At 49.6% G+C, this 15,747-nt stretch carries 14 protein-coding genes; 12 read left to right on the top strand and 2 right to left on the bottom strand.

Annotation, left to right across the window (positions count from 1 at the left end):
• Positions 1-4: 4 nt before the first annotated feature.
• Positions 5-397 (top strand): FxsA family protein, encoded by a 393-nt coding sequence (locus tag MKY48_RS25745; protein ID WP_076324332.1) that lies wholly within the window; start codon positions 5-7, stop codon positions 395-397.
• Positions 398-448: 51 nt separating this feature from the next.
• On the opposite strand, the gene ytvI is transcribed toward MKY48_RS25745, so the two are convergent.
• On the bottom strand, positions 449-1,567 hold the full coding sequence (gene ytvI / locus MKY48_RS25740; RefSeq protein ID WP_339291584.1) for a sporulation integral membrane protein YtvI: 1,119 nt from the start codon (positions 1,565-1,567) through the stop codon (positions 449-451).
• A 376-nt stretch (positions 1,568-1,943) separates the two neighbouring features.
• Here ytvI and citZ point away from each other — a divergent pair, with 376 nt between their 5' ends.
• The 5 genes from citZ (at position 1,944) to MKY48_RS25715 (ending at position 7,183) form a co-directional block, all read left to right on the top strand.
• Positions 1,944-3,056, top strand: a complete 1,113-nt coding sequence (gene citZ / locus MKY48_RS25735) for a citrate synthase (protein WP_076324330.1) — start codon at positions 1,944-1,946, stop codon at positions 3,054-3,056.
• A 143-nt stretch (positions 3,057-3,199) separates the two neighbouring features.
• Complete coding sequence (icd, locus tag MKY48_RS25730; protein WP_339267254.1) at positions 3,200-4,492, top strand: NADP-dependent isocitrate dehydrogenase; 1,293 nt, start codon at positions 3,200-3,202, stop codon at positions 4,490-4,492.
• Positions 4,493-4,506: 14 nt separating this feature from the next.
• A complete protein-coding gene (mdh, locus tag MKY48_RS25725; RefSeq protein ID WP_339291583.1) occupies positions 4,507-5,448 on the top strand; it encodes a malate dehydrogenase in 942 nt (313 codons plus the stop codon).
• A 152-nt stretch (positions 5,449-5,600) separates the two neighbouring features.
• Complete coding sequence (locus tag MKY48_RS25720) at positions 5,601-6,026, top strand: hypothetical protein (RefSeq protein WP_076324327.1); 426 nt, start codon at positions 5,601-5,603, stop codon at positions 6,024-6,026.
• Positions 6,027-6,316: 290 nt separating this feature from the next.
• On the top strand, positions 6,317-7,183 hold the full coding sequence (locus tag MKY48_RS25715) for an SDR family oxidoreductase (RefSeq protein ID WP_339267251.1): 867 nt from the start codon (positions 6,317-6,319) through the stop codon (positions 7,181-7,183).
• 121 nt (positions 7,184-7,304) lie between these two features.
• On the opposite strand, the gene MKY48_RS25710 is transcribed toward MKY48_RS25715, so the two are convergent.
• Complete coding sequence (locus tag MKY48_RS25710) at positions 7,305-7,676, bottom strand: hypothetical protein (RefSeq protein WP_076324325.1); 372 nt, start codon at positions 7,674-7,676, stop codon at positions 7,305-7,307.
• Positions 7,677-7,894: 218 nt separating this feature from the next.
• Between MKY48_RS25710 and MKY48_RS25705 the strand changes: the two genes are divergently transcribed.
• The 6 genes from MKY48_RS25705 to MKY48_RS25680 all read left to right on the top strand — a co-directional run bounded on the left by MKY48_RS25705 (position 7,895) and on the right by MKY48_RS25680 (position 15,720).
• Positions 7,895-9,448 (top strand): fumarate hydratase, encoded by a 1,554-nt coding sequence (locus MKY48_RS25705; RefSeq protein WP_339291582.1) that lies wholly within the window; start codon positions 7,895-7,897, stop codon positions 9,446-9,448.
• 162 nt (positions 9,449-9,610) lie between these two features.
• On the top strand, positions 9,611-10,582 hold the full coding sequence (locus tag MKY48_RS25700; protein ID WP_339291581.1) for a bile acid:sodium symporter: 972 nt from the start codon (positions 9,611-9,613) through the stop codon (positions 10,580-10,582).
• Positions 10,583-10,607: 25 nt separating this feature from the next.
• Positions 10,608-12,422 (top strand): ATP-binding protein, encoded by a 1,815-nt coding sequence (locus MKY48_RS25695; RefSeq protein WP_339267245.1) that lies wholly within the window; start codon positions 10,608-10,610, stop codon positions 12,420-12,422.
• Positions 12,423-12,492: 70 nt separating this feature from the next.
• Complete coding sequence (locus tag MKY48_RS25690; protein ID WP_076324321.1) at positions 12,493-13,224, top strand: response regulator transcription factor; 732 nt, start codon at positions 12,493-12,495, stop codon at positions 13,222-13,224.
• Between the two features lie 175 nt (positions 13,225-13,399).
• Positions 13,400-14,590, top strand: a complete 1,191-nt coding sequence (locus tag MKY48_RS25685; protein ID WP_339291580.1) for a methyl-accepting chemotaxis protein — start codon at positions 13,400-13,402, stop codon at positions 14,588-14,590.
• A gap of 128 nt (positions 14,591-14,718) precedes the next feature.
• Entirely contained in the window at positions 14,719-15,720 is a 1,002-nt protein-coding gene (locus tag MKY48_RS25680; protein WP_339267241.1) for a PstS family phosphate ABC transporter substrate-binding protein, read from the top strand.
• Positions 15,721-15,747: the final 27 nt, after the last annotated feature.

Below are 15,747 nucleotides of genomic sequence, written 5' to 3'. Positions count from 1 at the left end.
CTTCATGTTCAAATGGTTGCTGGCAGCGATTATCTTCGTGCCTGCTATTGAAATATTCGGCTTCCAGATTGTTGCGGATCGCGTGGGTGGCATGAATACCTTGTTATTGACACTGCTGACCTCTGCGGTTGGCGTGGCCATGATGAGGTTCGAAGGTCGCAAAGCGATGGAAGATGCCAAGCAGAGAATGAACTCAGGCATGGTTCCGGGTGCTTCCATGGCTGATGGCCTATGTATATTTGCAGGTGGAGTACTACTTATTCTGCCGGGCTTTGTAACTGACATTATCGGATTTACGCTGATATTTCCGTTGACCCGCCCGCTGTATCGGATTCTGCTGTTGAAATGGATGAAGAAAAATATGAAAAACGGCAAGATTACGATCTTTCGCAGATAAAACAAACAGGATCACCCATAAGACCGGCCCCTTCGTGGGCCGGTCTATTTACTATCTGAACCTGCCTCCGATAATATAATTCCTTAGGTCCTTGAATACATGGGCCCGGTGGAATGCATCCAGGATGACAAGCGACACAGGACCTACAATCAATCCCAGAATGCCAAACAGCTTGAGCCCGACAAACATGCCCAGCAGGGCGGCGAGCGGGTCCAGTCCCACACTGCTGGCGAGCACCTTGGGCTCCATGATCTGCCTGACGATCAGGATGATGCTGTACAGGACGGTCAGTCCGATGCCGAGCGTCAGGTCGCCCGACATAAAGGCATACAGCGACCAGGGGATCAGGACGATGCCAACGCCGAGGTATGGGAGAAGATCCACCAAGCCGATCAGAAGTCCGATGGAGAAGGCGGAATCGACCCCGAGCGCATAAAGCGTGAGCATGACGATAAGGGCCGTGATGGAGATGAGGATCAATTGGGCCCTCGCGAATCCGAACAATGCTTTTTTCAGATCCGAGAAGATATAGATCATGGGTTTGAGAATGACGCCCGGTAGGATGCGGATAAGCGCGCGATTATGGCGCTCCCAGCTGTTGCTGAGAAAGAATGTTGACAGTAAAACAACAATCAGAATCGTGCCTAAGTTCGGCAAATAATAAATAATTTGCAAAATTCCGTTAAAAATACTGGTAACTAAATCGGTCACGGCCGTGCCAATCGTTTGTGTCGTGCGGGTAATATTTTGATTGATGGTATCGTGATAATTCGGGTTGTTCTGATAAAACCGGCTAATCTCATTGATGATATTCTGGAAGCTATCATTCTGCATCCAGGCCGTCAGCCATTCCATCCAGGTATCAATATGGAGATTGAAGGACTGTGACAGAATAATCAGTTCCTTGACCAGTCTGGTAACAGCCGCAGTAAGAATCAGTAGAGCCGCTCCGAAATACAGCAGCAGGGACAACGTGACGGCGAACCACCGCGGCAGCTTCAAACTCTGCTGTAGCAGGTGGACGCAAGGATTCATGGCATAGGCGATGATCCAGGCCAGAAGGAAGGGATAAAGCAGCGGCAGCAGTACATATATTAAATAGGCAATCACGAAGATGGAAGACAGCACCCACACTCCCCGGCCAAAACGCTTGAGCATCAATCGTTCCAAACAATCACACTCCTTTGCAGCACTTCAAGGACGAGCAGAGTCGCTCATTCTCTATACCTATGCAAGGAGTTTCAATATAAGGATAAAGAGTTGGAAAACGCTTGTCTTCATGATTCGACAATGAGAATTATCACAGGTATAATGGAATTGTAAGTGATTTCAAAAAAATGTTTATGGTGTCGATAAAACAATTTGATGCGGCGAATGTCGCTGCTCATGTTCACATATCAGACAAAATCCAGTATGATATGAGAAGGTTTATGACTAGGACCATAGCAATTTTTTCGCGTTTTTCTTTTTTATCCGACTTCATGAAAATGTTTTCATGAATGTCAAAATAGTTCAGTTTATCCCGATCATAAAGGAGAGATGTTGCATGACAGCTACCAAGGGTTTGGAAGGCATTGTAGCTACCACCTCCGCGATTAGTTCGATCGTCGATGGCGTTCTGACTTATCGTGGATATGATATTGACGATCTCGCAGAACATGCAAGTTTTGAAGAGGTAGCCTATCTGCTCTGGTTCGGAAAACTTCCGAATGCCGAAGAGCTTAAGGCCCTTCAACAAGATTTGAGCGACTATGCTGCCATTCCGGATGAGCTTATCCAGCAGATCAAATTGTATCCGAAGGATACCAATACGATGGCTGCGCTTCGCTCGGCTGTATCCGCGCTTGCTCTGTATGACGCCGAAGGCGACGATATGAGCCGTGAAGCGAACGAAAAGAAAGCGGTTAAACTTCAAGCTCAGCTTCCGACGATCATCGCTGCCATCGCCCGTGTTCGTCAGGGTAAAGAGCCGGTCGCTCCGAAAGCCGGCGTCTCCATCTCGGAGAATTTCTTGTATATGCTCAGAGGCGAAGATCCTGATCAGACTTCGATCAAGGCTCTGGATCAGGCACTGGTATTGCATGCGGATCACGAGCTTAACGCATCCACGTTTGCTGCCCGTGTAACCGTAGCCACGCTGTCCGACATATATTCCGGCGTAACTTCCGCCATTGGTGCGCTGAAAGGTCCTCTGCACGGCGGTGCGAATGAAGCCGTCATGAAGATGCTGAACGAAGTCGGTTCGATTGATCGGGCTCAGGCTTACATTCAGGAGAAGCTGGACAACCGTGAAAAAATTATGGGCTTTGGACACCGCGTTTACAAAAACGGCGACCCGCGCGCGAAGCATCTGCAAAAAATGTCGCGTGAGCTTGGTGAAATGAAAGGCGACACTACGCTGTACGACATGTCGGTACTGATCGACGAAACGGTTACCAACCAAAAAGGGCTGAAGCCGAACGTTGATTTCTATTCCGCATCGGTCTACACGCAGCTCGGCATCGAGCAGGAATTGTTCACGCCGATTTTTGCCATCAGCCGTGTATCCGGATGGACTGCGCACATCCTTGAGCAGTATGAAGGCAACCGTATTATCCGCCCGCGTGCAGAGTATACAGGTATGACCGACCAAAAATATGTGCCGATAGAACTTCGCTAAGTGGCTGGCAATCATGTACAATAGGCTAGAGAACCGCTCAAACGTGAGTGAATCGCGGGTGGCGGGTTTCTCTGTGCCTATTCTGGTGGAATTTTTGGAATAGTTAGAGACAAGAACCATATTCAAAGGAGGAACTCATACTCATGAAATTGGAAAAATTCGCACTACCAACTGAAGGCGAGAAAATTACGATTGATAACGGAACTCTGCAGGTGCCTAACAACCCTGTCATTCCTTTTATTGAAGGTGACGGTACTGGCCGTGACATTTGGAAAGCTTCCAAACGCGTCCTTGATGCAGCAGTAGAAAAAGCATACAACGGTTCCAAGAAAATTGCCTGGTATGAAGTATTTGCCGGTGAGAAGGCATACAATACATACGGTGAATGGCTCCCGAACGATACGCTTGAAGCGATTCGCGAGTATATCGTTGCGATTAAAGGGCCTCTTACAACGCCTATCGGCGGCGGTATCCGTTCCCTGAACGTTGCCCTTCGTCAAGAGCTGGACCTGTACACTTGCCTGCGTCCTGTTCGTTACTTCGACGGCGTACCATCTCCGGTAAAACGCCCTGAGCTGGTTGACATGGTTATTTTCCGTGAGAACACGGAAGACATCTACGCAGGTATTGAGTATAAAGAAGGCTCCGAAGAAGTGAAGAAAGTGATCAAGTTCCTTCAAGACGAGATGGGAGCCAACAAAATCCGCTTCCCGGAAACGTCCGGTATCGGCATCAAGCCTGTATCCTCCGAAGGTTCCAAGCGTCTTGTACGTGCAGCGGTTGAATACGCAATCAAGCATGGCCGCAAATCGGTGACATTGGTTCACAAAGGCAACATCATGAAATTTACAGAAGGCGCCTTCAAAAACTGGGGTTACGAAGTGGCTGAAGCTGAATTCGGCGATAAAGTGTTCACTTGGGCTCAATACGATATCATCAAGGATAAAGACGGCGTAGATGCAGCTAATGCTGCTCAAAAAGCAGCTGAAGATGCTGGCAAAATCATCGTTAAAGATGCGATTGCTGACATCGCGCTGCAGCAAGTTCTGACTCGTCCAACCGACTTTGATGTCATTGCGACATTGAACCTGAACGGTGACTATCTGTCTGACGCGCTGGCTGCACAAGTTGGCGGTATCGGTATCGCTCCAGGGGCTAACATCAACTATGTAACTGGACATGCGATTTTCGAAGCGACTCATGGTACAGCTCCGAAATATGCAGACAAAGACGTAGTAAATCCTGGTTCCGTTATCCTCTCCGGCGTAATGCTGCTTGAGCACCTCGGATGGCAGGAAGCCGCTGACCTGATCTACAAAGGGATGGAAACATCGATCAACAACAAAACTGTGACGTATGACTTTGCCCGTCTGATGGAAGGCGCTACCGAAGTGAAATGCTCCCAGTTCGCAGACGAAATCATTAAAAACCTGTAAGGAGGAGATTCATCGTGGCAATTACTCGTAAAAAGATTACGGTAGTAGGTGCTGGCTTTACAGGTGCGACTACCGCCCTGATGCTTGCTCAAAAAGAATTGGGTGACGTGGTGCTGCTGGATATCCCGCAGCTCGAGAACCCAACGAAAGGTAAAGCGCTGGATATGCTCGAAGCAAGTCCCGTTCAAGGATTTGACAGCAACATAGTTGGTACATCCAACTATGAGGATGCAGCTAATTCCGATATCGTAATCATTACAGCAGGTGTAGCCCGCAAGCCGGGCATGAGCCGCGATGATCTCGTTAATACCAATGCAGGGATCGTGAAATCCGTATGTGAGAACGTGAAGAGTCACGCACCGAACGCCACGGTGATCATCTTGAGCAACCCGGTCGATGCCATGACTTACGTGGCATATAACACGCTCGGATTTCCCAAGAACCGCGTCATCGGCCAATCTGGCGTACTGGATACGGCTCGCTATTGCACTTTCATCGCGCAAGAGTTGAACGTATCGGTTGAGGATGTCCGCGGATTCGTACTTGGCGGCCATGGTGATGACATGGTTCCGCTCGTTCGCTACTCCAGTGTTGGCGGCATTCCGATCGACACGCTGATTCCGGCTGAGCGCATTGAAGCCATTGTGCAGCGTACCCGGGTTGGCGGCGGCGAAATTGTGAACCTGCTGGGTAACGGTAGTGCATACTATGCGCCGGCTGCGTCCCTGGTACAAATGACGGAAGCGATTCTGAAGGACAAGAAACGGATCATTCCGATTATTGCTCTGCTGGAAGGCGAGTATGGCTATGACAATCTGTTCATGGGCGTACCGGCAATTCTCGGCGGAGACGGCATCGAGCGAATTTTCGAGCTTGAGCTGACGGCCGAAGAGAAAGTTGCTCTCGATAAGTCTGCGGAATCCGTACGTAATGTAACCGCGGTCGTGACCCTGTAATTGAATCAGGATTCACAAAATCGTCTAATAATGCAATCCCGTCCCGTGATTCGGGGCGGGATTGCTTTTCTTTGAAGGATCTCTCCAGTATAATAAGAGACGATGAACTTGATGTAACAAAAATCACACTAACGACTTTGGAGGAATTGTTTATGTGGAACGTAACATTTTTTCTGCATATGGTCGGTACGGCGGCGCTAGGATTTTACTTGATTCTGCCGTTTGTTGTTGGCGGTATTCAGAAGCTGTCCCTCGGCGCACAAGAAGGAGCCGTTAATACGATTCGTGTAGCGAACCGGTTTGCTCAGTATGGCTTGGTTATTCAGTTGTTGACTGGCGGATACATGATGTCCCAAGGCGAGTATTCGGTTCCTTGGATGATCATTGTAACGGTATTGCTGCTGGCGATGTTTGCTATTGGAGGCATCATGAGCAAGCCATTGAAGAATGCGCTTGCAGGAATCCGCGAGAAGCGTGAAGTGAAGGAAGAAACAAGCAAGTTGGGTACGCTTAGCGCACTCCTCTCCTTGCTGCTCCTGGTTATGATCTTCTTCATGGTATTCAACCATATCATCTAAGAACAGCTACATACGAAAGAGAAGCCGTCCGTTTATCGGGCGGCTTTTTTTGATATTATTGCATTCATATAAATTACCGGCGTCCCCCGCAAAGGATCTGAATAGACTTCGGAGCAATGCCCCACTTTGTGGGAGGAATTTATGGGGAGAGAAGGGCTTTACTTACGTTTGATCCCGTTCAATCTGGGTAAAAACTATAGCGAAGGGCTTTTTATGAGTATAAAGAGGCGTGTCGTACGCATCCTATGAGTGGTAGTTTGAGATACTGACCCGAAAGGAGAAATGTTCATATGCCACAAGATCAACAGAAACAAACCTTGCCGCCCCAGCATCAGGATCACAGACCCGGAACGGAATCGGAGATGAGTCCGAAGCCGGAGTTTGAGAGCAGTGCTTACAAAGCAGCCGGTAAGTTGAAGGGAAAGGTTGCGCTGATTACCGGAGGTGACAGCGGTATTGGCCGTGCGGTAGCGGTCCACTATGCCAAGGAAGGCGCGGACGTATCTATTGTGTACCTGAATGAGCATAAGGATGCGGAAGAGACCAAGCGTCAGGTGGAGCAGGAAGGCCGTAAATGCTTGCTGATCGCCGGTGACGTCGGCGACGATGCGTTTTGCCGAAATGCGGTTACCGAAACCGTGGAGAAGCTCGGAAAGCTCGATATTCTCGTTAACAATGCAGCCGAACAGCATCCGCAGAAGAAGATTGAGGATATTACCAAAGAACAATTGGAGCGGACGTTCCGTACGAATATTTTCGGTATGTTCTATCTGACGCAGGCGGCAATGCCGCATCTGTCGAAAGGAAGCTCGATTATTAATACAACCTCCATTACGGCTTACCGGGGAAGTCCGCAGCTGCTGGATTACGCATCAACCAAGGGGGCCATCGTTGCCTTTACGCGCTCGTTATCGATGAACGTAGTCGGGCAAGGGATCCGGGTGAACGCCGTTGCGCCGGGACCGATCTGGACGCCGCTGATTCCTTCGACGTTCCCACCGGATCAGGTAGCCGAGTTTGGGGCGACCCAGCCGATGAAACGTCCGGGTCAACCGGAAGAGCTAGCTCCTGCCTATGTATATCTGGCCTCGACGGACTCCTCCTACGTGAGCGGTCAAGTCATTCACGTGAATGGCGGCGAAGTGATTAACGGTTAAGGTGTTTGTTTCACTTACGTTGTGAAGACATACTCAATGAATAAAATAGAGCGGACATCCGGGGCTCCAGCCCGGATGTCCGCTATTTTATCATAGGTGAATTAGGAGAGATTACGGAGAATCAGATGGTTCTAAAACCGTTTGGAAGTGTACCGGTATCGCGGATCGCCCGGATTTGAGCCAGCGTCAAACGACGGTTGGAGCTGATAATGGATTCCGGCTCTTCGCCACGAATAATATCATCAAGATCGGCGATGTTGGTGTTGCCGCGGAATACTCTGAATCTGCCCCTGAAATTCGTTTCCGAGAACAGGACCAGGGTTGCATTGGGGTTGGTGGAGAAGAATCTCAAGCTTTCAATGTCACCGAAAGTTCTCTCGAGATTGCGGATACCTACATTTCCACGTACCACAAATCGGCGTCCTCTGTAAAACTCGTTTCTAAACAGGGCAAGTCTTGGAAAGACAACTTGGGAGATTGAGGCTTTCGTCATAACTATCACCTCCTTTCCTTAACCAATATATGTGAAATTCATAGATTGGTATGGTCGATCAAACGGGTGTATCAACACATTTTCTCTACTCTTTCATTTTTTGAAGTAAACCCTTTCATGTGCGAAATGATATGATATGATAACAATATTGGCAGTTTATAATGATTCTTTTTTTGCTATCATGACTGGGTTATGAAAGAGAGGAGTTTACCAACGTTATGAAATTATTTGAAGAAAGCATGTATCGATTGATTGTAGAAACCTCCACGAATTTGCCCGGAGATGTGCGAAGAGCAGTCAACCGCGGGCGAGCGTCTGAGGATGCGGCAACGCGAGCGGGGCTGGCGCTGGCAACAATCGCTCAAAATATTGAGATGGCCGAGCAGGAAGTATCGCCGATCTGCCAGGATACCGGCATGCCAACATTCATCGTGCATACACCGGTGGGTGCGAACCAAATCGAGATGAAGAAGGCGATTTACTCCGCAGTGATTCACGCGACGAAGGATGGCAAGCTGCGTCCAAACTCGGTGGATTCGTTGACTGGCGCTAACAGCGGGGATAATCTCGGTCCTGGCACGCCCGTCATCCATTTCGAGCAATGGGAGCAGGATAAGGTGGACGTCCGTCTCATCCTGAAAGGGGGCGGCTGCGAGAACAAAAATATCCAGTACAGTCTTCCTGCAGACCTTGAAGGATTGGGGAAAGCGGGTCGTGATCTGGACGGGATCCGCAAATGCATCATGCATGCCGTGTATCAAGCACAAGGTCAGGGCTGCAGCGCTGGATTTATCGGCGTAGGCATCGGAGGCGACCGGACGACCGGTTATGAGCTTGCGAAGCATCAGCTGTTCCGTCATGTGGAAGATGTGAACCCGAATGAAGATTTGGCGAAGCTCGAAGATTACATATTGGAAAATGCAAATAAGCTGGGGATCGGGACAATGGGTTTTGGCGGAGAAGTCACGCTGCTCGGCTGCAAGATCGGTGCGATGAACCGTTTGCCGGCAAGTTTTTTTGTATCGGTTGCTTATAACTGCTGGGCATTCCGCCGTCAGGGCGTATTGATTGAGCCGGAAACCGGGGAGATCACGGACTGGCTGTATGAAGCGGGCAGCGAGGTGCAGATGAACGCAAATTCCGAAACGGCTGTGTCCCAAGCCGAAGACGCCGGTCCAAGTGATTCCAAGGGCCGCGAAGTGGTGCTGCAGACCCCGATCAGCGAGGAGCAAATTCGTTCTTTGCGCGTTGGGGACGTGGTGGTTATCCGAGGCGAGATGCATACCGGACGGGATGCGCTTCATAAATACCTGATGGATCACGATGCTCCTATCGATCTGAACGGATCCGTGATTTATCACTGCGGTCCGGTTATGATGCAGGATGAAGAGGGATGGCATGTCAAGGCTGCAGGCCCAACAACCAGCATTCGCGAGGAGCCGTACCAGGGCGATATTTTGAAAAAATTCGGCATTCGCGCGGTCATCGGAAAAGGCGGCATGGGTTCGAAGACGCTGCAAGCCCTGCAGGAGCATGGCGGCGTGTATTTGAATGCAATCGGCGGGGCCGCTCAGTATTACGCAAGATGCATTAAAAAAGTAAACGGCGTGGATTTCATGGAGTTTGGCATTCCGGAAGCGATGTGGCATTTGGAGGTTGATGGCTTTGCCGCTATCGTCACGATGGATTCACACGGAAATAGCCTGCATGCCGATGTGAGCAAGGATTCGGCAGAGAAGCTGGCCATGTTTAAAGAGCCGGTGTTCTCCTAATCCAGAGCATCTGAAGAAGCATCGATTGGCCATTATGTGCCGGTCGATGTTTTTTGTTGAGCAGGGGAGGTAGGCCCTTATTTCGAATTTTCGTTGCGGTTTTCGCACACTCCGGTTTATGATGAAAGTCAAATACGTCAATTCAGACATGGGAGGAAACAGGTGAGAAGTTTTGGACTAGCCTTTGCATCTTGGTTTGAAAAGTACACCTTTCTCTTGATTCCCGGCTCGCTGGTGCTAGGCTGGCTACTCTCGGATGTCTTGCTGGGCTTTGTTCACTGGATTCCTTATTTATTCGGTTATATTACACTGGTTATGGCGCTTGGCTGTGGGATCCGTCATCTGCAAGGAGTTCTAAAACGCCCCTTTGCCGTTATGTTGACGCTGTTTCTTGCCCATGCGGCCGCACCGGTGCTTGCTTATGCACTGGGCTCGGCTGTGTTTGGTGCGCACTCGGATTATACGATCGGCTTGCTGCTGTTCGCGATCATTCCGCTGGGGATATCCTCGGTGATGTGGGTCGGGAGCTCCGGCGGCAGCGTTCCATTCATCTTAGCGGTGGTCGTGCTGGATACCATACTCAGTCCACTAGTCGTACCGGCTTTGATGGATATGTTTATCGGGGATGCTTTGGTTACCTGGAATGCGTCTGAGCTGATTCTCGATTTGCTGACCATGGTGGTATTTCCCACTGTGATCGGGGTGATGCTGTATGAAGGCTCCAAAGGACGGATTAAAGACTGGTCGGCTCCCGTAGCCCAGCCGATCTCGAAGGTGTTTTTTATGCTCGTGGTTATGCTGAATGCAGCTGCCATCGCTCCCCATGCAGCAGGCATGAAGGATGAGATGCTGGTGGTTATCCCGGTTGTTTTCACGTTGATTGTGATCTGTTATTTGCTTGGTTATTTTGGCTCGTATGCGATGCCGGGACCGACACGGGAAATGCAAATTACATTTACATACGCGTCCGGAATGCGTAATATATCACTCGGGATGGTGCTGGCTACAACGTATTTCTCACCCCAGGCTTCCATCCCGGTGGTGCTTGGCATTATGTTCCAGCAGCCAGCGGCGACCATCATTCATGCGTTATTTCACCGAAGACGCACACGGGCGGTAAGTTATCCAAAATGATCACGCGGCAGAAAGAGGAGAGACCATGAGGCAGTATCGCAATCGTTTGACTCTGATTATGCTTACTTTAATTGGGTTATCTATGCTCGCGGCAGGACTGGCTATGGTGACGGTATTCAAGCAGTCCCATGTTCAGCTGCTGGAGGACAATATGGTCCGGGAGATTCGGCTTCTGCAGACGATGATGGAGTTTCCGGATGCGGACAGCGCGGATGCTATCACGTATTATACCAACAGATCCATACAGCTTGAGGAGCTGTCCGAGTCGAGAGTGACATTTATATTGAAGGATGGCAAGGTCATCGGGGATTCGGAAAGTGATCCGTTAACTATGGATAACCACGCTTATCGCGAAGAGATGCTTCAGGCGGTTAAAGAAGGCCGCGGGAGTACCATTCGCCGGAGCGATACGCTTGAGCAGGACATGCTCTACGTTGCTCTTCCGGTCAAGTCCGGAGAGAATTTTGACGGATTCGTCAGATTGTCGGTTAGCCTGAAAGCAGTGGACCAGGGAGTCAGGCAAGGCTGGACCGTCATGGGGATTGGCCTGCTGGTGTTGTTCCTGATTGCTGCCCTGGTGAGTTATCGTGTCGCTAAAGGATTGACGTCACCGCTAGAGAAAATCACGCGCGTTGCCAGACGGATATCGAGCCTTGAATATGATGCGAGGGTGAAGATTCACCGTAAGGACGAGATCGGTCAATTGGCGCAAGCGATTAACGGAATGGCCGACAGCCTGCAGACCCAACTGCGGACGATACGGGATAATGAGGATTTGCTGCAAAGCGTTCTAAACAATATGACAGGCGGTATCGTCATGGTGAACGGAGCAGGTCAGATTATTCTTGTGAACCGGGCTGCCGAGCGAATGCTCGGCATTAATGCCGAAGTGATAACAGGCAAATCGTACCGTGAGCTCAAGCAGCATTATGAATTGACCAAACTGATGGAGCAAGGCTTGGAGAGCAAGGAAGGCTTCCATGAAGAGCGCAACATTTATTATCCGGTGGAATCGATCATCCGCCTGGATGGGGTTGCGATGATGCAGGAGGAAGAGCAGGAGTCATATAGAGGCATGCTGTTCCTCCTGCAGGATGTAAGTGATATCCGCAGACTTGAACGCATGCGGAGCGAATTTGTAGCCAACGTGTCTCACGAGCTGAAGACTCCGCTCGCTGCGGTTAAAGGGTTTGCCGAAACGCTGCTTGGTGGCGGGGTTACCGATGAGAAGACATCGCGTTCCTTCCTCCAGATTATTTATGACGAGTCCGAGCGGCTGAACCGGCTGATCGGTGACATTCTAGAGCTGTCCAAGATCGAATCCAAGCGGATTCAGATGGATTATTCGCCGATTCATCTGTCGGCGTTCTTTGATACGATATCCGAAATGATGCGCACGGTCGCAGAGAAGAAGCGGATCAGCCTGGAGCTCGACATTCCGGAAGAGCTGTTTATGGAGGGAGACGAGGACAAGCTCCGCCAGATATTTATGAATCTGCTCTCGAACGCGATCAGTTACACGCAAGAAGGCGGACGAGTAAAATTAACGGCTCTTGAAAAGCATAGTCATGGGAACGCCGAGGATATTGTGGAATTCATCGTTAAGGATTCGGGGATTGGCATTCCGAAGAAAGATCTTCCCCGTATATTTGAACGATTCTATCGGGTGGATAAAGCGCGTTCGCGCGGATCAGGCGGAACGGGGCTTGGACTATCAATCGTGAAGCATCTGGTGGATCTTCATCACGGAACCATCAAGGTGGAGAGCGAGCTCGGAATCGGCAGCTCCTTCATTATTGAGCTTCCGATATTGCAGGAAACCCAGGAGACAGGGAGTTAACACTCCGTTAACATTCTGTTGATATACTTGCATAAGCAGTCCAATTATCAAGGTAAGGGCGGGGGTAACATTGACGCAACGCATGCTGGTTATCGAAGATGAGCCGACACTTTCGCGGCTGTTGTCTTACAATCTGACGCAGGAAGGTTTTCAAGTCGAGGTAGAGGAACACGGTACCGCAGGTTACGAGAAAGCGTCGCATCATGAATATGATCTGATCCTGCTGGATGTCATGCTGCCTGGCATGAACGGCTTTCAGATTTTAGAGAAGCTTCGCAGTAACGGAATTACCACGCCGATCATCATTCTGACCGCGAAGAACGCCGAGGAAGAAGTTGTTCAAGGTTTGAAGATGGGGGCGGATGACTATATTACCAAGCCATTTGGCGTATCTGAGCTGCTGGCCCGCGTATCGGCCGTTATGCGCCGGGTTTCCGGTCACGCCGATGAAGTGAAGACGACAGATAATCAAGGAAATGTCATCTCACTTGGACAACTGGAAATCTATCCTGAGAAATACGAGGTTCGTCTTGGCGGCCAGAGCATTAATCTTAGGCCGAAAGAATTTGAAGTGCTGCTCTACCTGGCCAAAAAACCGGGCGTTGTGTTAACAAGGGATGATCTGATGAACGTGGTCTGGGGCTTCGATTATATCGGCGGACAGCGAACCGTGGACGTTCATGTGAGTTCCCTGCGCAAGAAGCTTGAGCTTGATCCTGAATCTGTACACATTGACTCCATTCGCGGGGTTGGTTATAAACTTGTAGTAAATCCGAAAAAAGGCTCCCATCATTCCGTTTGAAATGATGAGGAGTCTTTTTTTTGGGTCTTTGGTCAGATCCTGATGTGTCTAATGTCTCATATCCCCGCGATTATCCTTCCGTAGTTTACGCTCCCTTAATCATTCGAGTATATTCCCATAATACTTGTTCGGTAAGATGCGTCTAAAGGACCAGATGAAGAAGGGGTGAAGGCGCATGACACTGCTTCAAACCAAACCAAATCAGACAGAGAGAATGAAGATGGAGGTAGAGCCGGAACTTGATGGACAAGTAGCAAACGAGCCTGAAGCAGGTGATTTATATCGGCAATACATAAGAAGGGTCCCTGTTATAGGAAAGACTGAATCCTGCCTTGATGTGTTGAATGTTTTTGCGAAGGACTCGCGTATTCCGTGTGTTATTTATTGCGATGAGGCAGACACACCAGCAGGACTGATCATGCGGGATGTGTTTTACCAGCGAATGATGGGCAGGTTTGCCGTTGACCTGTATTATTCCAAGCCCGCCTTCCAGTTTGCGGACCATCAACCGATGCGTGTCGATATATCCGAGAAGGTCGGAACGCTGCTGGAATTGTCCCTACAGCGCCCGGATTCAAAATTCTATGATTGTGTCCTGATCACGGATTCAAACCAACTGCAAGGTGTGCTTACCGTCCGGGATCTGATGAGTCTGTCCAGCGGGCTCCAAGCGGAGGCGGAAGAGAAGCGGGAACTGATCCTGCAGGAAAGCTACCGGCATACCCGGAACATTCAATCCTCATTAACCGACGTCCGAACGGCAGCAGCGAGAACGAACTCGGAATGTATACGGATGAGGGAGTGGTCTCAAACCGGGAAGGAGAAACTGGATCTTGTCCGAACCTCGTACCTTGGCCTTGTGGAGGATATGACGAAGCGTGAAGGCCAGGCCTCCGAGCTCGCGGCGGATGCCAGCCGCATTTTTTCCATAACCGGCATGATTACCGAGCTTGCGAACCAAAGCAGTCTGCTGGCAATGAATGCCTCGATTGAAGCCGCACATGCCGGCGAGCATGGGCGGGGATTTCAAGTGGTTGCGGCAGAGGTACAATCGCTGGCTAAACAAACACGCAAGCTCTCAGGGGATATATCGCAGCTGCTGGAGCAAATCCAGCGGCTGGCAGCAGATACAGCCAAGGGGGCCGTATCATCGCTGAAGGAAATTCAATCCTGCGAGGGGTATGTAACGGAAGGTGCCCAGATGTTTAATGAAATGGACAACGCCGTTCAAGAGGTGGAGAAATCCGGGAGCCAGGTTTATCAACTGGCCGAGGAAACCGTTAGGCGTGTGGAGCGGGTTAAGGATGAGCTTGCTGGAATGAACACCGGCGAATCTTCGATCAAGGAAGAAAGATCGAATCTATAACTCTACTTTTATTAAAATATTTTACACTGCGTTTACATTTCTAAGAAACTGCTATTACATTCCGGGATTATTATCAATATTGTAAGCAGGAAGTAGAGACAACAACCATTTTGAAGGAGTGGATTCGTTTGTTTAGAAGAAGGGGTCGTAAACCAGCAGGTATTCTCGTATTGGTGTTAATGCTGAGCACACTTTTGGCAGCATGCGGAGGAGGAACTTCCGGAGGTGCTTCAGGAGAAAATAAAGAGAATGGTTCAGCACAGCAAACAGAGGAAAATACCTCAACAGCTTTGACAGGAACAATTGAAATTGATGGTTCAAGTACACTGCATCCATTAACCGAAGCGGTTGCTGAAGAGTTCGGTGCAGCTAACCCTGATGTCCGTATTCCAATCGGAACAGGCGGAACAGGCGCTGGCTTCAAACGTTTTAACAACAGCGAGATCGCAGTGTCCAATGCTTCCCGTCCAATTAAAGACAGCGAAGCTGAGGAAGCAAAAGCCAATGGCATTACCTATCATGAGGTTCTGGTAGCTTATGACGGACTGTCCGTCGTTGTTAATCCAAGCAATGAATTCGTAGATAAATTGACCGTGGATGAGCTCAAGAAAATTTACGAGCCAAACAGCACCGTAAAAACATGGGCTGACGTTCGTGAAGGATGGCCGGCAGAGGAAATCAAGATTTACTCGCCAGGTACTGACCACGGTACATTTGATTACTTCACAGAAGCAATTAACGGTGAAGCACAAGCAAGCAGAAACGATAGCCAAATTACGTTCAGTGCCGATACAAACGCAGTCGTACAAGGGGTAGCTGGTGACAAGAACTCCATCGGATACTTCGGATTCTCCTTCTATGAAGAGAACCAAGACAAGTTGAAGCTGGTTCCGATTGATAACGGTACGGCTACAGTAGCTCCAAGCATGGAAACGATCAAGGATAACAGCTACGCTCCATTGTCCCGTCCGCTGCTGCTCTATGTTAACGATAAAGAGCTTGAGCGTCCAGAAGTGAGTGCATTCATGAACTTCTACCTTGAGAATGCCGCTAGTCTTGCTGGCGAAGTCGGATTCGTCCCGCTTCAAGATGATCAGTACAAAGCAGAAAAAGACAAGTTGGCAAAATAATTAAAGACTAGATGCCCGGAGGGAATC

This window comes from Paenibacillus sp. FSL W8-0187, from assembly GCF_037969755.1.
Taxonomy (GTDB): Bacteria; Bacillota; Bacilli; order Paenibacillales; family Paenibacillaceae; genus Paenibacillus_AQ.
This window is presented reverse-complemented; position numbering and strand designations above follow the sequence as displayed.